Origin of the sequence: Achromobacter sp. SLBN-14 (genome assembly GCF_006715415.1) — a bacterium.
GTDB classification, from domain to species: Bacteria; Pseudomonadota; Gammaproteobacteria; order Burkholderiales; family Burkholderiaceae_B; genus Achromobacter; species Achromobacter mucicolens.
Genome location: NZ_VFNE01000001.1, coordinates 5,698,423 through 5,715,103, shown reverse-complemented (window position 1 = coordinate 5,715,103; position 16,681 = coordinate 5,698,423). Strand labels below are relative to the sequence as shown.

At 66.4% G+C, this 16,681-nt stretch carries 18 protein-coding genes; 14 read left to right on the top strand and 4 right to left on the bottom strand.

Going from position 1 to position 16,681, the window contains the following annotated elements; genetic code table 11:
• Positions 1-6 precede the first annotated feature (6 nt).
• From FBY20_RS26190 to FBY20_RS26170, 5 genes are all read left to right on the top strand, one after another.
• Entirely contained in the window at positions 7-777 is a 771-nt protein-coding gene (locus tag FBY20_RS26190) for an ABC transporter ATP-binding protein (RefSeq protein ID WP_062841186.1), read from the top strand.
• Positions 778-844: 67 nt separating this feature from the next.
• On the top strand, positions 845-1,843 hold the full coding sequence (locus FBY20_RS26185; protein ID WP_056317339.1) for an ABC transporter substrate-binding protein: 999 nt from the start codon (positions 845-847) through the stop codon (positions 1,841-1,843).
• Positions 1,840-2,613, top strand: coding sequence for an ABC transporter permease (locus FBY20_RS26180; protein ID WP_056317341.1), 774 nt, complete (start codon positions 1,840-1,842; stop codon positions 2,611-2,613). The genes FBY20_RS26185 and FBY20_RS26180 overlap by 4 nt, the downstream gene beginning before the upstream one ends.
• A 16-nt stretch (positions 2,614-2,629) precedes the next feature.
• A complete protein-coding gene (locus FBY20_RS26175) occupies positions 2,630-3,448 on the top strand; it encodes a transporter substrate-binding domain-containing protein (RefSeq protein WP_142055443.1) in 819 nt (272 codons plus the stop codon).
• Positions 3,449-3,526: 78 nt separating this feature from the next.
• Complete coding sequence (locus tag FBY20_RS26170; protein ID WP_056318721.1) at positions 3,527-4,114, top strand: YigZ family protein; 588 nt, start codon at positions 3,527-3,529, stop codon at positions 4,112-4,114.
• Between the two features lie 108 nt (positions 4,115-4,222).
• Here FBY20_RS26170 and FBY20_RS26165 read toward each other — a convergent pair whose 3' ends face one another.
• Together FBY20_RS26165 and FBY20_RS26160 are read right to left on the bottom strand one after the other, a co-directional pair.
• Entirely contained in the window at positions 4,223-4,597 is a 375-nt protein-coding gene (locus FBY20_RS26165; protein WP_006388150.1) for a co-chaperone YbbN, read from the bottom strand.
• A 166-nt stretch (positions 4,598-4,763) separates the two neighbouring features.
• Positions 4,764-5,786: an LLM class flavin-dependent oxidoreductase gene (locus tag FBY20_RS26160; RefSeq protein ID WP_142055441.1), complete on the bottom strand. Its 1,023-nt coding sequence runs from the start codon at positions 5,784-5,786 to the stop codon at positions 4,764-4,766.
• Between the two features lie 237 nt (positions 5,787-6,023).
• Between FBY20_RS26160 and FBY20_RS26155 the strand changes: the two genes are divergently transcribed.
• Positions 6,024-6,377 carry a VOC family protein gene (locus tag FBY20_RS26155; RefSeq protein WP_056317352.1) on the top strand — a complete coding sequence of 118 codons (354 nt, stop codon included), beginning with the start codon at positions 6,024-6,026 and terminating at the stop codon, positions 6,375-6,377.
• A 155-nt stretch (positions 6,378-6,532) separates the two neighbouring features.
• Here FBY20_RS26155 and FBY20_RS26150 read toward each other — a convergent pair whose 3' ends face one another.
• Positions 6,533-7,825, bottom strand: a complete 1,293-nt coding sequence (locus FBY20_RS26150; RefSeq protein WP_056317354.1) for an NCS2 family permease — start codon at positions 7,823-7,825, stop codon at positions 6,533-6,535.
• 110 nt (positions 7,826-7,935) lie between these two features.
• Here FBY20_RS26150 and tsaD point away from each other — a divergent pair, with 110 nt between their 5' ends.
• Positions 7,936-8,967, top strand: a complete 1,032-nt coding sequence (tsaD, locus tag FBY20_RS26145; RefSeq protein WP_056317357.1) for a tRNA (adenosine(37)-N6)-threonylcarbamoyltransferase complex transferase subunit TsaD — start codon at positions 7,936-7,938, stop codon at positions 8,965-8,967.
• Positions 8,968-9,018: 51 nt separating this feature from the next.
• On the opposite strand, the gene plsY is transcribed toward tsaD, so the two are convergent.
• Positions 9,019-9,657 carry a glycerol-3-phosphate 1-O-acyltransferase PlsY gene (plsY, locus tag FBY20_RS26140; protein ID WP_142055439.1) on the bottom strand — a complete coding sequence of 213 codons (639 nt, stop codon included), beginning with the start codon at positions 9,655-9,657 and terminating at the stop codon, positions 9,019-9,021.
• A 94-nt stretch (positions 9,658-9,751) separates the two neighbouring features.
• Between plsY and surE the strand changes: the two genes are divergently transcribed.
• From surE to rlmD, 7 genes are all read left to right on the top strand, one after another.
• Positions 9,752-10,510, top strand: coding sequence for a 5'/3'-nucleotidase SurE (surE, locus tag FBY20_RS26135; RefSeq protein ID WP_142055437.1), 759 nt, complete (start codon positions 9,752-9,754; stop codon positions 10,508-10,510).
• Entirely contained in the window at positions 10,495-11,319 is an 825-nt protein-coding gene (locus FBY20_RS26130; RefSeq protein WP_174245453.1) for a protein-L-isoaspartate(D-aspartate) O-methyltransferase, read from the top strand. The genes surE and FBY20_RS26130 overlap by 16 nt, the downstream gene beginning before the upstream one ends.
• Positions 11,320-11,335: 16 nt before the next feature.
• Positions 11,336-12,193 (top strand): peptidoglycan DD-metalloendopeptidase family protein, encoded by an 858-nt coding sequence (locus tag FBY20_RS26125; protein WP_142055435.1) that lies wholly within the window; start codon positions 11,336-11,338, stop codon positions 12,191-12,193.
• Positions 12,190-12,969 (top strand): 3'-5' exonuclease, encoded by a 780-nt coding sequence (locus tag FBY20_RS26120; protein WP_056317371.1) that lies wholly within the window; start codon positions 12,190-12,192, stop codon positions 12,967-12,969. The genes FBY20_RS26125 and FBY20_RS26120 overlap by 4 nt, the downstream gene beginning before the upstream one ends.
• A 192-nt stretch (positions 12,970-13,161) precedes the next feature.
• Positions 13,162-13,830 carry a hypothetical protein gene (locus FBY20_RS26115; protein WP_142055433.1) on the top strand — a complete coding sequence of 223 codons (669 nt, stop codon included), beginning with the start codon at positions 13,162-13,164 and terminating at the stop codon, positions 13,828-13,830.
• A gap of 352 nt (positions 13,831-14,182) precedes the next feature.
• Positions 14,183-14,935, top strand: a complete 753-nt coding sequence (locus tag FBY20_RS26110) for a TorF family putative porin (RefSeq protein ID WP_056317376.1) — start codon at positions 14,183-14,185, stop codon at positions 14,933-14,935.
• A 228-nt stretch (positions 14,936-15,163) separates the two neighbouring features.
• On the top strand, positions 15,164-16,657 hold the full coding sequence (rlmD, locus tag FBY20_RS26105; RefSeq protein ID WP_142055431.1) for a 23S rRNA (uracil(1939)-C(5))-methyltransferase RlmD: 1,494 nt from the start codon (positions 15,164-15,166) through the stop codon (positions 16,655-16,657).
• Positions 16,658-16,681: the final 24 nt, after the last annotated feature.

The window sequence follows — 16,681 nt, the reverse complement described above, 5'->3', positions numbered from 1 at the left end:
TCGTCCATGAACCTTATTTTCGACAACGTCCACAAGCAGTTCGGCGACTTGCCCGTCGTCGACGGCTTTACCAGTGAATTCAAGACCGGCGAGCTGGTCGCGCTGGTTGGCCCGTCCGGTTGCGGCAAGTCCACCTTGCTGCATCTGGCGGCAGGGCTTGAAATGCCCACGCAGGGCAGCGTGTTGGCCGACGGCACCAAGGTCGCCGGTCCCCATCCCAGCCGCACGCTGGTGTTCCAGGAACACGCCCTGTATCCCTGGCTGACCCTGGAAGACAACGTGGCGCTGGCGCTGGAATTCCAGAACACGCCCAAGAAGCGCGCCCGCGAGGCGGCGCGCGAATGGCTGGCGCGCGTCAGCCTGGCGGGCTTCGAACACTACTATCCCCATCAGGTGTCCGGCGGCATGCGCCAGCGCGCCGCGCTGGCCCGCGCGTTCATCGCGCAACCGCAGACCATGCTGATGGACGAACCCTTCGGCGCGCTGGACGCGCTCACCCGCCTGGCTCTGCAGGACGTGCTGCGCCAGCTTATCGCGCAGGAAAAGCCCACCGTGCTGCTGGTGACCCACGATGTCGACGAGGCCTTGTTCCTGGCCGACCGCATCGTCGTCTTCAGCCCGCGCCCGGCGCGGGTGCTGCGCGAATTCAACCTGGCGCATCGCGCCAAGACGCACGACCTGTCCGACCTGGCCGCTGAAAAGCGCGAGATCCTGCGCCTCTTGGGCATCGGGGTCGGTGGCGCGGACGCGCACTCGGACATCGCGCTGGCGGCTTGATCCTTCATACCCATATCCTGCGGCCACGCCCGGGCGCGGCCGCTTCCTGAATTTCCTGGAGCTCCTGATGAAACTGAAGCAATGGTTGTCCCTGCCGCTGGCCGCGGCGCTGCTGGCGGCTGCCCCCGCGATGGCCGCCGAGAAGTTCCGCGTAGGTTACCTGCGCGTGATGGATGACGCGCAGGCCATCGTCGCGCAAGAGGGCGGCTATTACAAAAAGGCCGGCCTGGATTCCGAACTCATCGAATTCAAATCGGGCACCGACCTCATCAAGGCCATCGTTGGCGGCCAGCTCGACATCGGCGTGCTGGGCTTTACCAACGCGGTCGCCTGGGCCTCCAAGGGAGCTGACCTGAAGGTGGTGGGCGGCGCGCAGCAGGGCTATCACTCGCTGATCGTGCGCGACGATTCGGGCATCAAGGACATCGCCGGCCTGAAGGGCAAGACGCTGGCCTCGCAGGCCGAAGGCAGCACCGCTGACGTGGTGCTCAAGGGCGTCGTGCTCAAGTCAGGCAACCTGACGGCCGACGACGTCAACGTCATGGGCGTGAGCCCGGCCGTGGCCGTGCAGTCGCTGGTGGGCAAGCGCGTGGACGCCGCCTTCCTGTTCGAACCCTACGACCGCATCGCGCAGCTGATCGCGCCGGTCAAGCAGATCTATGAAGTGGGCGAGGCGTGGCCGTTCCCGTGCATGGTCGTGATCACGTCGGGCGAAACGCTGGCCAAGCGCAAGGACGACGTCTGGAAGGCGCTGGACGCGCAGAATCAGGCCATCACGCTGCTGCAGAAGGAACCCGCGCAGGCTTCCAAGCTGATCGCGTCCTACTTCATTGCCGAGCCCACGCTCAAGACGCTGAACCGTGGCGAGCTGCCGCGCGAAACGGTCATTTCCGAGGCCATCAGCACGCAGGTGTTCACGCCCAAGCTGACCGAGAAAGACACGGCGCGCATGCAGGAAATCGCTGACATCCTGCAAGCCCAGGGATCGCTCAAGACGCGCGACGGCAAGCCGTACGACGTCTCCAGCATCGTCGACCTGTCCTGGCAAGAGGCTCGCAAGCTTTGAGCGCGTCTACCCGAGTGACCGGCGCCCGCAAGCATCTTGCGGGCGTTTTGGGCGTCCTGTTCATTCTGGCCATCTGGCAATTGGCGGCCTTCGCGCTGCCTGACTTCCTGATGCCCGGCGTGCCCGCCGTGGTCGAACGTCTGTTCGAAGACCTGGGCAAGCAGTCGTTCCACCAAAGCCTCCTGGGCACGCTGGGACGCCTGGGCGCAGGTTACGGGCTGGCCCTGGCCGCTGGTGTCGGCTTCGGCCTCGTGGCAGCCGTGCTGTTCTTCTTTCGCGAAGTGCTGCGCAGCGCCATCGTCATCCTGCAGTCGATTCCGTCCATCGCGTGGGTGCCGCTGTTTCTCATCGTGATGGGCTTTGGCAATACGCCCATCATCGTGGTCGTGGCGCTGGCGGCGTTTTTCCCGGCCGCGCTCAGCGTGATGAACGCGACCGAATCCGTTCAGCGCGTGCACGTCTCGGCGGCGCGCGTCATGGGCGCGACCCGCTGGGGGCTGATCAAGCGGGTGTATCTGCCCGCGGTCATGCCCGAGCTCATCACCGGCGCGCAACTGGCGTTCGGCAATGCCTGGCGGGCGCTGATCTCGGCTGAAATGCTGATCGGCTTCGGCAAGGGGCTGGGCCGGTCGCTGGCGTATTCGGGCGAAATCGCCGACATGACCGGGGTCATGACCAACATCCTCGTCATCGCCGTGCTGGCCGCCCTGATCGACCAGTTCGTGCTTGAAAACCTCAAGCATCGCCTGCTGCGTTACCAGTACGTCTAAGGTCGCAAAGCCCGTCATGTTGTCCTGCATCCGCCCATTCGTCCTTGCCGCCGGCCTTCTGGCCGCGGGCTTGGCGCAAGCTCAGCCCGCGGTGCAGTCCAATGTCTTCGCGGCGGCCAGCACGCGCGGCGAACTGGTCGTGGGCGTGCCGTACCTGGCTGCGCCGCCCGTCGCGGGCGCCAAGATCCGCACGCCGGAAGGGCTGGATGCGGCCATCACCGAAAGGCTGGGCGCAAGCCTGAAACTGCCCGTGCGTCTGGTGCAGGTGCCGGCGCGCGACGCCGCCCGGGCGCTCGCCGCCGGCGAAGTGGATCTGGTGCTGGCCGACAATGCCGACGGACAGCCGCAGGCCGTCGCGGTGCAAGCCACCGGCTATGCTGCGCGGCCCAAGGCGGTGATCCGCAGCGACACGCGGCTGCGCAAGCCCGCCGACGTGCAGGGCCGCAGCGTGTGCATGGCCGAGGCGGCCACGCAGGCCAAAGCCCTGGCGCAAAGCTGGGGCGCGGCCGTCAAGACCTATCGCGTGCCGTCGGACGCGCTCGTTGCCGTGCGCGAAGGCGAGTGCGACATCGGCCTGGTCGACGACGCCGTGTGGGAGCCCCTCATGCGTTTTCCGGAATGGAAGAAGTTTTCCTCGACACTGGCCGCGGATGGCGCCCGCCAGGAGCGCGTGTGGCTTGTGCCTGCGCGGGACGAAGCCTCGCGCGCCTGGCTCGGCCAGGAGATGCGCGCCTGGGACCGCGCCGGCGCGTGGAAGGCCATGACCACGAAATGGGCGCGCGACGTCGCCTTCGACGTCTATCTGGATCAGGAAGTCCCCGACTGCCACGGCTGATGCGGCCTCATGGCCACTGCGCGCGGCCACGCCGCCCGGGCATGCGGACACGCGATCCGCGCACTTACAATGCCGGGCATGACGCACACGTTGACCGCTCCCTGCACCTACCAGGAAGACATCAAGAAAAGCCGCTTTGCCGCGTATGCCGCGCCGGTCGCCACGATCGACGACGCCATGCGCTTCTTTGCCGAGCATAGCGATCCCGAGGCCACGCACAACTGCTGGGCGTACCGCATCGGACAGGAATACCGCTTCAATGACGATGGCGAGCCCGGCGGCACGGCCGGCCGGCCGATCCTGCAGGCCATCGAAGGCCAGGACATGGACCGCGTCGCGGTGCTGGTGGTCCGCTGGTATGGCGGAATCAAGCTCGGTGCGGGTGGACTGGTGCGGGCATACGGCGGATGCGCGGCCAATTGCCTGCGGTTGGGAGAGCGCACCGAAATCGTCGATCTTGCGACCGTGCGCTGCGCCTGCGGCTTTGCGGAAATGGCGCTGCTGAAATCGCGGCTGGCGCAGGCAGGCGCCGCCATCGGGCAGGAAGACTACAACGCCGATGGCGTCGTGCTCACGTTCACGGTGCCGCGCGCGGCCGTGCCGGACCTGGAAGTCACCGCGGCCAACATCACGCGCGGCCGGTCCGGGTGGGAAGTGGTGTCCTAGCCCGGCCGCGCGCGTGGGCGCAGGCCGGGATGCGCCACGGCTTGCGCAACGGTGGGGCTGCACTGACCTAGTGCAAAAGGAAGGGGCCCGGTGAGGGCCCCTTGGTGTTTACGCGTCCTGGCTGTCTTGCGCCGCGGCGATTTCTTGGTGGACCTTTTCCATGTCCACTTCCTTGATCTTGGCGAGCAGCTCATTGAGCTGGCCGCCGGACAAGGCGCCCGGTTGCGAGAACAGCAGAACCTTTTCGCGGAAAACCATCAGCGTGGGAATCGAGCGGATGCCCAGCGCGCCGGCCAGTTCCTGCTCCACATCGGTGTTCACCTTGGCGAACGTGACGTCCGGATGCTCGGTGGCAGCCTGTTCGAAGACCGGGGCAAAGCCGCGGCACGGGCCGCACCAGGGCGCCCAGAAATCGACGATCAGGGTGCCGTCGGGCGTGATGGCTTCCTGGAAGCTGTCTTTGGTGAGTTCAACAATACTCATGTGGAATCCTTGCCGCGGGGCGGCGAAAAGCAGTGGCTGAAAACGCCGGTTTCCGTCCCGGCGTATTGCGGCGACGCGTAGTTGCCAGGTGCTTGTTAGGCAATAGTAGAACCGGTGAAGGCTGCGTCGCAATGGTTGGCGCTGTGCAAAGCGCGGTTTGCGGCCCTCAGGCCGCGGATTGAGTCGAGACGCCCGCGCCGTTTTTCAAGGACGCGACGATCTCGAAAGAGCGCAGGCGGTCTGCGATGTCGTAGAAGTCGGACACGATCATGACCTCGTCGGCTTGCGTTTCCGCGACCAGCGCTTCGAGTTTGCGCTTGACGGTGTCCGGGCCGCCCACGATCGCAGCGCCCAATCTTTGATTGACCGCTTCACGCTCCCATTCGTTCCACAAGCCGTCCATGGTTTCGACGGGCGGCTGCAACTGCAGACGATGGCCGCGCACCAGCGACAGGAACTTCAATTGCTGCGTGGTGGATTGGAAGCGGGCAGCTTCGTCGGATTCCGCGGCAATGACCGGCACGCCGATCATGGCGTAAGGGCGCGACAGCGTCTCGGAAGGCTTGAACAAGTGACGGTACAAGCGCATCGCGGCCATGCCTTCCGGCGAGAAATGGCCCGCGAACGAGAAGGGCAGGCCCAACTCGGCCGCCATGCGCGCGCTGAAGTCGCTAGAGCCAAGCAACCAGATCGGGATGTCCAGGCCTTCGCCGGGAATCGCACGCACGGGCTGGCCGGGCCGCGACGGCGCAAGGTATGCGCGCAGTTCCTCGACCAGCGCGGGAAACTCCAGGCCGCTGCGCGGGCTGCGGCGCAGCGCCTGCTGCGTGGCGCCATCGCTGCCCGGCGCGCGGCCCAGGCCCAGATCGATGCGGCCGGGGTACAGGGTTTCAAGCGTGCCGAATTGCTCGGCGATGATCAGCGGCGCGTGGTTGGGCAGCATGACGCCGCCCGAACCGACGCGCAGCGTGCGGGTGTGGCCGGCCACGTGTCCGATCAGGACGGCCGTGGCGCTGCTGGCCACGCCGTTGATGTTGTGGTGCTCGGCAAGCCAGAAGCGGTTGTAGCCCAACTGCTCGACATGCTGCGCCAGCGCAACCGTATTGCGGAAGGCGTCCGCGGCATCGCGGCCCTGCACAATCGGGGCCAGGTCCAGCACGGAAAAGGGGACGTTCGCCAGGGCGCTCATGCGGGCGCCTTTACCAGGTCAATACAGGCGTGCAGCGCGGGGAAGGGGGAAGGGCGCAAAATGAACTCCATATGCTGATCTACATGGGGAGTGTATCGGCGAATTCAACGGCGCCTGCCAGCAACCATGCCCTTGGCCGGGTTGATTGAATTTTCCGATCCCTACAATAGCCAAAGAAAAAACGCGGCTTTTCGGCCGCGTTTTGGGTCGCATGCCACACGGACACAGGAGGCTCGGATGGGCGCAAGAGGCAAGAACAACCAGATCGACAACATCGAGTTCAACGTCGCGGACATTGCCCGGAGCAAGCGCTTTTATGGCGACGTCTTCGGCTGGACCTTCACGGATTACGGTCCCACCTACACCGAGTTTTCCGATGGCCGTCTGACGGGCGGCTTCACGACCGGCGAAGCGGTGCGCCCCGGCGGTCCGCTTGTCATCCTGTACGGCGACGACCTGGCCGCGATCCAGCAGCGCATTCTGACCGCGGGCGGGCGCATCAGCCGCGACGAATTCACTTTTCCGGGCGGCAGCCGCTTCCATTTCACAGACCTGGACGGCTACGAATTGGCGGTGTGGACTGCACAATGAGGTGTCAGACACCCCGTGCGAGATGGCCGTAAGCGCGTGACGGCGGTTCAGGGGGTGTCAGACACCTGCCCAAGGTGTCTGACACCCTGCCAGACGTGACCGCCAGGTTGGCAAGGCGCCGCCAGGGTGTCTGGCACCTTGCCAAGCCACTTTGCTTATTCCGGGAAGAACGCGTAGCGGATCACGAACAGCACGGCCACGAGCCACGTGGCCGGGTGCACGTCGCGCATTTTGCCCGTGGCGGTCTTGAGCACCACGTAGCTGATGAAACCGAAGGCGATGCCGTTGGCGATGGAATACGTGAACGGCATGACCAGCGCGGTCAGCGCGGCTGGCGTGGCCTCGCAGACGTCGTTCCAGTCGATGTCGATGAGCTCGCGCATCATCAGCCCGGCGACGTAAAGCAGGGCGGGGGCGGTGGCGTAAGCCGGCACGGCGCCCGCCAGCGGCGAAATGAACAGCGCGGCCAGGAACAGCAGGCCCACGATCAGCGCGGTCATGCCGGTGCGGCCGCCGGCCTGCACGCCGGACGCGCTCTCGACATACGCCGTGGTGCTGCTGGTGCCCAGCATCGAGCCGGCAACGATGGCCGTGCTGTCCGCGAACAGCGCGCGGCCCAGGCGGTTGGGCCGGTCTTCGGGCACCAGTCCCGCGCGCTTGGCCACGCCCACCAGCGTGCCGGTCGCATCGAACACCTCGACCAGCACGAACACCAGGATCACGTGCACGAACCCGGAGTGCAGGGCGCCCATGATGTCCAGCTTGAAAAGCGTGGGCGACAGGCTGGGCGGCGCCGAGAAGATGCCCTTGAACTCGTTGTAGCCCAGCACCATCGACAGCACGGTGACGACGATGATGCCAATCAGGATGGCGCCGCGCACGCGCAGCGCGTCCAGGGATGCGATCACGAAAAAGCCCAGGATGGCAAAGAGCGGGCCGTGCGTCGTGAGGTTGCCCAGGGTGACCTTGGTGGCCGGATGCGCGACCACGATCCCGGCGCTCGATAGCGCGATAATGGCCAGGAACAACCCGATGCCGGCGGCAATCGCGCTGCGTAGCGAATGCGGGATGCCCTTGACCAGCCAGACCCGGATGCCGGATATCGTCAGGAAAAGGAAGATGACACCCGAGATGAACACGGCGCCCAGCGCCTGCTCCCAGGTGTATCCCATGGTCTTGACCACGGTGAAGGCGAAAAACGCGTTCAGGCCCATGCCGGGCGCCATGCCGATCGGCCAGTTGGCAATGAACGCCATCACCAGCGACCCCAGCGCGGCGGCCAGGCACGTGGCGACGAACACGGCGTCGCGGTCCATGCCGGTCGAGGACAGGATGTCCGGATTGACGAAGATGATGTACGACATCGTCAGGAATGTCGTCAGGCCGGCAACGACTTCCGTTCTTGCGGTCGTGCCGTGCTCACGCAGCTTGAATAGCTTCTCCAGCATTCGAGTCCCCAGGGTTTTTGCAGGATTTTCGGGTTGTGTCGGGCGGAGGCACATGCCCCGTCCCATTCAAGAACAGGCGTATTTTCGCATCAGTTGTAAACTCTGCCGCCATGATCATTCTCGGCTTTGAAAGCTCCTGCGACGAAACCGGCGTCGCAGCCGTCTGTACGGAACGCGGCCTGCTCGCGCACGCGCTGCACACCCAGATCGCCATGCACCAGGAATACGGGGGCGTGGTGCCGGAACTTGCCTCGCGCGACCATATCCGGCGCGTCATTCCGTTGACCCGCCAGGTGCTGGAAGAGGCGGGCATTCAGATGTCCGATGTCGGGGCGGTGGCCTATACGGCCGGCCCCGGCCTGGCTGGCGCCTTGCTGGTCGGCGCGAGCGTGGCGCAGGCGTTCGCCTGGTCCCGCGGCCTGCCGGCCATCGGCATCCATCACCTCGAAGGCCATCTGCTGTCGCCGATGCTGGCCGATCCCCGGCCCGAATTCCCCTTCATCGCCTTGCTGGTGTCCGGCGGGCATACCCAGCTCATGCGGGTGGACGGGGTGGGGCGCTACGAACTCCTGGGCGAAACGCTGGACGACGCCGCGGGCGAGGCCTTCGACAAATCCGCCAAGCTGATGGGCCTGGGCTATCCGGGCGGACCGGCGCTGTCCCGGCTGGCCGCCAGCGGCGATGCGTCGCGCTTTGACCTGCCGCGGCCCATGCTGCACAGCGGCGACCTGGATTTCAGTTTCAGCGGTCTGAAAACGGCCGTTCTGACCCGCGTGAAGGCGGCCGAACAGAACGGCGGCCTGGACGATCAGACCCGCGCGGACCTGGCCGCGGCCACGCAGGCGGCCATCGTGGAAGTGCTGGCGGCCAAGTCCATCCGCGCCTTGAAGCAGACCGGCCTGCGGCGGCTGGTGGTGGCCGGCGGCGTGGGGGCCAACCAGCTCCTGCGCGCCAAACTGGATGCCGCGCTCAAGCCGCTCAAGGCGCGCGCGTACTTTCCGCCCCTGGAACTGTGCACCGACAACGGCGCGATGATCGCCTTCGCGGCGGCCGAGCGGGTCAAGGCGGGATTGGCGACGCTGGACGCCAGCGCGCACAGCTTCACGGTCAAGCCCCGCTGGGATCTGGCTGATATCGCCTGAAATGAAACGGGCGGCCAAGGCCGCCCGTTCTATCAATACCCGTTCGGGAAATTATTTCTTCTTGCTGCCAATGCGGCTTTCGGTCCCCTGGATCAGGCGGGCGATGTTGGCGCGATGGCGGTAGAACAGCAGTATGCCGATAACCGCCAGGGCCACGCCCAGCGCGGGCTGCGCCTGCCAGGCCAGGCCCGACCCGAACACGTAGTACACCGGGGCAAAAAACGCGGCGACCAGCGACGCCAGCGACGAATACCGGAAGAAAATGGCGACGATCAGCCAGGTCGCGGCGGTAGCCACGGCCAGCCAGGGCTGGATCGCCACCAGCACGCCCAGCGCGGTGGCCACGCCCTTGCCGCCCTTGAACCCCAGGAACACGGGATACAGGTGACCGACGAAGGCGGCCAGCGCCACGCAGGCCAGGGCGACGGGACCGATGCCCGGCGCCAGCTTTTCAGCCAGCCAGATCGCAAACCATCCCTTGGCGGCGTCCCCCAGCAGCGTCAGCGCGGCGGCGGTCTTGTTGCCGGTGCGCAGCACGTTGGTGGCGCCGGGGTTCTTGGACCCGTAGCTGCGCGGATCCTGAAGGCCCATGAGCTTGCTGACGACCACGGCGAACGGCACGGAGCCGATCAGGTAGGCCAGCACGACGAGCGCAATGGTAAACGCCAGGGAAGGTTCGGTTATCGCCATGGAAAGGGAGTCCGTTGTTGTAGTAATGGCTGCGGATTCTACCGCGGGTACAATCCGCAGCGTCACCCGCGTTTTATTTTCTTTCGGATGCACAATGCGAATTCTGGTTTCGAACGATGATGGCTATTCGGCCCCCGGCCTAGAGGCGCTGGTGGCGGCGCTGGAAGGGCTGGGCGATTTGACCGTCGTCGCCCCCGAGACCAACCACAGCGGCGCCTCCAACTCGCTCACGCTGAACCGGCCGCTGTCGGTGCGCACCACCTCCAACGGCTTCATCGCGGTCAACGGCACGCCGTCCGATTGCGTCCACGTCGCGCTGACGGGTCTCATGGACGCGCGTCCCGACCTCGTCGTGTCGGGCATCAACAACGGCGCCAACATGGGCGACGACACCCTCTATTCGGGCACCGTCGCCGCGGCCAGCGAAGGCTATCTGTTCGGCATTCCCGCCATCGCGTTCTCGCTGGCGGAAAAAGGCTGGGAGCACATCGAATCGGCCGCGCGCGCAGCCCGCCTGGTGGTCGAGCGCCATCTGGCCCAGCCCCTCGCGGCGCCGGTGCTGCTCAACGTCAACATCCCCAACCGCCGCTTCGAAGACATGCACGGCTTTGCGGTCACGCGGCTGGGCAAGCGGCATCCGTCGCAGCCCGTCGTGCGCACGACCACGCCCTACGGCGACACGGTCTATTGGATCGGGCCGGTCGGCCTGGCCGCGGACGCCACGCCCGGCACGGACTTTCATGCCGTCGAGCAGGGCATCGTGTCGGTCACGCCCTTGCGCCTGGACCTGACGCAGCACAGCCAGCTTGACGAGATCCGCACCTGGGCGGAGCCGCTATGCGCAAACGGATAAGCCAGTCGGACCTCACCCCTGGCGCGGCCAGCCGCGTCAGCCCGGCCCGCCATGACGCCGGCCGGCTCGGTCCGGGCTACACGCCGGCCAACAGCAACACGCGAATTTCCGCCGCCACGCTGCCCCGGCAAGCGCAGGCGCCTCTGCCGCAGGCGGGCAGCAATCTGGGTCTGAACTCCGAACGGTTGCGCCAGGCCATGGTCCAGCGTCTGCGCACCCAAGGCATCACGGACGAGCGCGTCCTGAACGCCATGGCCGCCGTGCCGCGCCACCTGTTCGTTGACGAGGCGCTTGCCAGCCGCGCCTACGAAGACGCGGCCTTGCCCATCGGCCACTCGCAAACCATTTCCCAGCCGTGGGTCGTCGCGCGTATGATCGCGGCTGCTTGCGAAGACCGCGCGCCCACCCGTGTGCTCGAGGTCGGAGCCGGTTGCGGGTATCAGGCCGCAGTGCTCGCGCAGTTCGTGCGCGACGTCCACACCATCGAACGCATCCGCGGTTTGTACGAGCTGGCGCGCGAGCATTTACGCGCCTTGCGGCTCACCACAAGGATCCGCCTCATCTATGGCGACGGCACCTTGGGGCTGCCCGGCGTGGCGCCGTTCGATGCTATCGTTGTGGCTGCCGCAGGTCTGGCCATCCCGCAAGCGCTGCTGACGCAGCTTGCTCCGGGAGGCCGTCTCATCGCTCCCGAAGGGGGCTCGAACCAGCGCCTGGTTCTGATCGAACGCACGGGCGCGGCAAGCTGGAAACGAACCGAACTAGAGGCCGTGCGCTTTGTGCCGCTACGGTCCGGAATACAATCTTGAGCAACAGGAGAAACGTATGCTCAACGGGCAGTTGCAACTGACCGATATGAATTTGGGCGCGTCCATGACGCGCCTGCGCCGCCCGCTCTTTGCAGTGGGGGTCCTCAGCCTCGCCATCCTGGCCGGCTGCGCATCCAAAGGTACTCGTGCCCCCGTGGTCGACATGACCGGCGGGCAACCCGCGCCGACGGCGACGTCCGGCAGCTATGTGGTCAAGCCGGGCGACACGCTCTACAAGATCGCCCGCGCCAACAACGTCGACATCGAAAACATCAAGCGCTGGAACAACATCAGCGATCCCAACCAGATTTCGGTGGGGCAGGTGCTGCGCATGTCCGGCGGCGCCACCGGTGGCGCGCAAACCGCGCCGATCTCCGGCGCCCGCCCGCAGCCGCGTCCGCTGGACCAGCCCGAAACACCCGCGGCCACCACGCCCGCGCCCGACGCCACCCCCACCGCGCCTCCGGCGCCCGTGGACACCAAGCCGGCGCCGCGCGCGGCCGATGCGGGCGTCATCAACTGGGCCTGGCCGGCCAACGGCCAGATCGTGCAGGGCTTTAACAGCAGCAGCAAGGGCATCGATATCGCCGGCGCGCTGGGCGACCCGATCACTGCCGCGGCCGATGGGCTGGTCAAGTACAGCGGCAACGGCGTGCGCGGCCTGGGCAACCTCATCATCGTCGAACACCAGAACGGCTTCATCACGGCGTACGCGCACAACCGCTCGCTGCTCGTGAAGACCGGCCAGACGGTCAAGCGCGGCGCCAAGATCGCCGAGCTGGGCCAAAGCGACACCACCTCGCCGCGCCTGCACTTCGAGATCCGCCGCCAGGGTACGCCGGTGGACCCGATGCAATACCTGCCGCCCAAATGACGCCCACCCTGGTATTCGACCTCGAAACCATCCCCGATGCCGACGGGCTGCGCAAGCTCAACGGCTGGGGCGCCGACGTGCCCGACCAGGAAGTGGTCGAGCGCGCGCTGACGGCCCGGCGTGAGGCCGTGGGTCATGACTTCCTGCCCTTGCACCTGCACAAGGTGGCGGTGGTGGGCTGCGTGTTCCGCGACGACCAGGGGTTTCGCGTCAAGACGCTGGGCCAGCCGGACGATCCCGAGGCGGCGCTGCTGGCGGGTTTTTTCAAGACCATCGAACGCTACACGCCTCGCCTGGTCAGCTGGAACGGCTCGGGCTTCGACCTGCCCGTGCTGCATTACCGCAGCCTGATCCAGGGTGTGCCCGCGCCGCGCTACTGGGACATGGGCGAAGAAGACCGCGACTTCAAGTTCAACAACTACATCTCCCGCTACCACACGCGGCACGTCGACCTGATGGACGTGCTGGCCAAGTACAACGGCCGCGCCAACGCGCCGCTCGACGAGCTGGCCAAGCTGTGCGGCTTTCCCGGCAAGCTGGGCATGGATGGCAGCAAGGTGTGGGAGGCCTGGAGCACGGGCCGCGCCGACGAAGTGCGGGCATATTGCGAGACCGACGTCGTCAATACGTGGCTGGTCTACTGCCGCTTCCGCTTCCTGCGCGGCGAACTGGACCGCACGGCCTACGAGGCCGAAATAGCGCTGGTGCGCGACACGCTTGGCGCCAGCGACGCCCCGCACTGGAAGGAATACATGGCGGCGTGGGACGCGGGCTGACCGCACCAATTGCTCACTGATGCCGGGGACCCATTGCGTGGATGGGACAGCATGCGGACGGGGCCTCCTAGGGCCCCGTTCTCGCGTCTGCGGGCAAGCAATCGACTGAAACAAGACGGCCGCAAACGAAACCTGGATGAAACCAGCGGGATCGCACAATGGCCTCGCTTTCTTCACTTCCAGGAGACCTACATGTCCCGATTCGCTATCCGCTCCAATCTGGCCGTCCTTGCAATCGTCGCCGCGTCCAGCGGTTTCGCGGCTGGCTCCGCCATGGCTGCGCCGCCTCCGCCTGCTGATGGTGGTCCGGCCGCCATGCACGAAGGTCATCGCGGCGGTAGTTTCCACAAGGGCATGCGCGACGGCCTGCTCATCCCCGGACTCGGCCCCGTGTCCAAGGCACAGGTTGCCGAGCTGAAACTCGACGCGAAGCAGGAGGCCCTTTTCAAGACCGCCCAGGACAGCCAGCGCAGCCTGCACGAAGCCATGCGCGCCGCCGGCGGCAAGCGCCACGACTTGCTCAAGGCGCAACTGGACAGCGGCAAGCTCGATCCTCGCGCCCTCATCGACCAGTCGGAGAAGCGCCGCGACGCGTTCGAGCCCCAGGCCAAGCAGGTTCGCGACCAATGGCTCGCCGTCTGGGATAGCCTGAACGACACGCAGCGCGCCCAGGTGACCAAGATCGTCAAGGAGCGCGAGGCGCGCATGGCCGAACGCCACGCCAAGATGGAAGGCCGCGCGGACGGCAAGGGCCATCCCGGCATGCGCGGCGCGGACGGCCGCCCCGGCACGCCGCCGCCCCCGCCGGCTGCCGGTGACGTCCCGCCGCCCCCGCCGCCTGCCGCGCCCCAGGCCAACTGAGCCGGCAAGTCCTAGGCCATCACATTGGCCGCAAAGTGGGGTAACGCTCCACTTGAACGCACCCCGGCACGCTTCGCGCGTGCCGGGGTGCTTTTTTTCCAGACGGGCCAGGCCAGGCCGGGCCGGATTTCCCCGTTTTGACGCATCGGCCCTGGCTGCGCCCCATAACAGGGCACCAGCATGGTGCATCGCCAGCGCCCGAAGGACGCTGCGGCGGGTCGCGCAATGGAGCCGAAACCTGGCACGGACATTGCTAGAAGGGATTTGAGCCGGTTTTACCTGCACAGGCCGGCCGGCCGGATGCGCCGCGCGCCGTCCGCTCTCCCGACTATCTGATCAGGACCTTCGCACCATGAATAAGACGTTGCTAGCCTTGCCCCTCGCGCTTGCCGCTTGTTTTGCAGGTGTGGCGCAAGCCGAACCCACCGACTTGGGTGGCGGCTTTTCGCTCAGCGGTAACGCCACCATAGTCAGCGATTACCGCTTCCGCGGCTATTCGCAGACCGACTTCCGTCCCGCCGTGCAGTTGGGCTTTGACCTGAACCACAGCTCGGGCTTCTACCTGGGCAACTGGAACTCCAACGTCTCCAACTTCGTGTTCACCGACGGCAACCTGGAAATGGATTTCTACGGCGGCTGGAAGGGCGATGTCGGCGGCGGGTTCACCCTGGATGCGGGCGTGCTGCATTACTACTATCCCGGCTCCAGCTCGCCCAAGGGCGGCAACTACAACAACACCGACCTGTACCTGGGCGCGTCCTACGGCAACTACAGCCTCAAGTATTCGTACACGCCCAGCGACTTTTTCAGCACGCCGGACAGCAAGGGAACCTGGTACCTGGACGGCACGGCCACGTTCGACCTGGGCGACGGCTGGGGATTGCTGGGCCACCTGGGCTACCAGAAGCTCAAGAACCAGACCAACATGGACGGCGACTCGATTGGCCATTACGTCGACTACAAGCTGGGCGTGACCAAGGACCTGAAGGGCTGGATCCTCGGCCTGGCCGCCGTCGGCGCCACCAAGGACAACTGGCTGCCCACCAAGTACGGCCATCCGTCCGGCCGCATCGGCGCCGTCTTCTCGGTGGCGCGCGCATTCTGATATCCGTGGCGGCGCCATCAAAAGCGCCGGCCTTTTGGGGTTGCTCCGGAACGCCGCCTGGCCTGGCGGCATTCCGGAACAGCCCCTTTTTTTGCGCGTGCGATGTGCGGCGCAACGCCGGGCAGGGCGGGGTGGCACCCGCCGCTCCGGCCCCGTCAAACCCGATTTCCGGGAATACGCGAAGTCCTTCTACAATCACGGGTTGCGTGCAATTCTGGACTGCGTGAGATGTCTGACGTTTTGAATATCGAATCCCTGGACCTGGAAGCCAGGGGGATCGCCCGCCGCGACGGGAAGGTCATTTTCGTGGAAGGCGCCTTGCCGGGCGAACGGGTCACCGCGGTCACGCTGCGCCGCAAGCCCTCCTACGAGACGGCTCGGGTGGACGAGGTGCTGCACCCCTCGTCGCAACGCGTGGTGCCCCGCTGCCCGCATTTCGGCGTCTGTGGCGGCTGTGCCATGCAGCATCTGGAACCCACCACGCAGGTAGCCATCAAGCAGCGCGCGCTGGAAGACACCTTCTGGCATGTCGGCAAGCTGCGTCCGGCGCTCATCCTGGCGCCGCTGCAGGGCCCGACCTGGGGTTACCGCTACCGCGCGCGTCTGTCCGTGCGCGTGGTGCCCAAGAAGGGCGGGGTGCTCGTGGGCTTTCACGAACGCAAGAGCAGCTACGTGGCCGACATGCGCGAATGCCATGTGCTGCCCCGCCACGTCAGCGATCTGTTGATCCCGCTGCGCGAAATGATCGCCTCGATGTCCGCGCCCGACCGCATGCCGCAAATCGAAGTGGCGCTCGGCGAGGGCGTGACGGCGCTGGTGCTGCGGCATCTGCTGCCGCTGACCGACGGCGACATCGCGATCCTGCGCGCCTTTGCGGCCAAGCACGACGTGCAATGGTGGTTGCAGGCCAAGGGCCCGGACACGGTGCACCCGCTGGAGCGCGAGCACAACGACACGCTGTCCTACACCATGCCGGAATTCGGCCTGCGCATGCCTTACCGTCCGACCGACTTCACGCAGGTGAACCACGCCATCAACCGGGCGATGGTGTCGCGGGCGCTGAAGCTGCTGGAAGTGCAGCCCACCGACCGCGTGGCCGACCTGTTCTGTGGCCTGGGCAACTTCACGTTGCCGTTGGCCACGCAAGGCCGCGAAGCCGTCGGTGTGGAAGGCAGCAAGGCGCTGACCGATCGCGCGTTCGACGCGGCATCGCGCCACGGCCTGGGCGATTGCACCAGCTTCGCCACCCTCAACCTATTCGAAGTCGACGCCACCTGGCTGCGTAGCCTGGGCTACTTCGACCGCATGCTGATCGACCCGCCGCGCGAAGGCGCGCACGCGGTGTCGCAGGCGCTGTCCGACCTGTCGTACGAAGAGCGTCCGCGCCGGATTGTCTACGTGTCCTGTAACCCGGCCACGCTGGCGCGCGACGCGGCCATCCTGGTTCACGAAGGCGGCTACGTGCTCAAGAGCGCGGGCGTGATCAACATGTTCCCGCACACCGGCCATGTGGAATCCATCGCCGTGTTCGAGACGCTTGACGCGCAGGGCGTGCTGGAAGCGAAAGCGCGCGCCCGTGAGCGTGCGGCCAACGCGGCCGCCGAAGCGGCGGCGGCCGAGCAAGCCAGGCTAGCCGCGGCGGCCGAAAAGGCGGCGGCCAAGCAGGCCGCCACCGAGGCCTACGAGGCGCGCGTCGCCGCCGAGGCGCAGCCGGACCAGTAAGACGCGGCGGCGGGCAACGCCCCG

Coding starts and splice junctions, on each gene's coding strand:
- surE (WP_142055437.1), top strand. CDS start 9,752: ATGCGAATTCTGGTTTCGAACGATGATGGCTATTCGGCCCCCGGCCTA.
- FBY20_RS26125 (WP_142055435.1), top strand. CDS start 11,336: ATGCTCAACGGGCAGTTGCAACTGACCGATATGAATTTGGGCGCGTCC.
- tsaD (WP_056317357.1), top strand. CDS start 7,936: ATGATCATTCTCGGCTTTGAAAGCTCCTGCGACGAAACCGGCGTCGCA.
- FBY20_RS26190 (WP_062841186.1), top strand. CDS start 7: ATGAACCTTATTTTCGACAACGTCCACAAGCAGTTCGGCGACTTGCCC.
- FBY20_RS26130 (WP_174245453.1), top strand. CDS start 10,495: ATGCGCAAACGGATAAGCCAGTCGGACCTCACCCCTGGCGCGGCCAGC.
- plsY (WP_142055439.1), bottom strand. CDS start 9,657: ATGGCGATAACCGAACCTTCCCTGGCGTTTACCATTGCGCTCGTCGTG.
- FBY20_RS26110 (WP_056317376.1), top strand. CDS start 14,183: ATGAATAAGACGTTGCTAGCCTTGCCCCTCGCGCTTGCCGCTTGTTTT.
- FBY20_RS26170 (WP_056318721.1), top strand. CDS start 3,527: ATGACGCACACGTTGACCGCTCCCTGCACCTACCAGGAAGACATCAAG.
- rlmD (WP_142055431.1), top strand. CDS start 15,164: ATGTCTGACGTTTTGAATATCGAATCCCTGGACCTGGAAGCCAGGGGG.
- FBY20_RS26115 (WP_142055433.1), top strand. CDS start 13,162: ATGTCCCGATTCGCTATCCGCTCCAATCTGGCCGTCCTTGCAATCGTC.
- FBY20_RS26120 (WP_056317371.1), top strand. CDS start 12,190: ATGACGCCCACCCTGGTATTCGACCTCGAAACCATCCCCGATGCCGAC.
- FBY20_RS26185 (WP_056317339.1), top strand. CDS start 845: ATGAAACTGAAGCAATGGTTGTCCCTGCCGCTGGCCGCGGCGCTGCTG.
- FBY20_RS26165 (WP_006388150.1), bottom strand. CDS start 4,597: ATGAGTATTGTTGAACTCACCAAAGACAGCTTCCAGGAAGCCATCACG.
- FBY20_RS26175 (WP_142055443.1), top strand. CDS start 2,630: ATGTTGTCCTGCATCCGCCCATTCGTCCTTGCCGCCGGCCTTCTGGCC.
- FBY20_RS26160 (WP_142055441.1), bottom strand. CDS start 5,786: ATGAGCGCCCTGGCGAACGTCCCCTTTTCCGTGCTGGACCTGGCCCCG.
- FBY20_RS26155 (WP_056317352.1), top strand. CDS start 6,024: ATGGGCGCAAGAGGCAAGAACAACCAGATCGACAACATCGAGTTCAAC.
- FBY20_RS26150 (WP_056317354.1), bottom strand. CDS start 7,825: ATGCTGGAGAAGCTATTCAAGCTGCGTGAGCACGGCACGACCGCAAGA.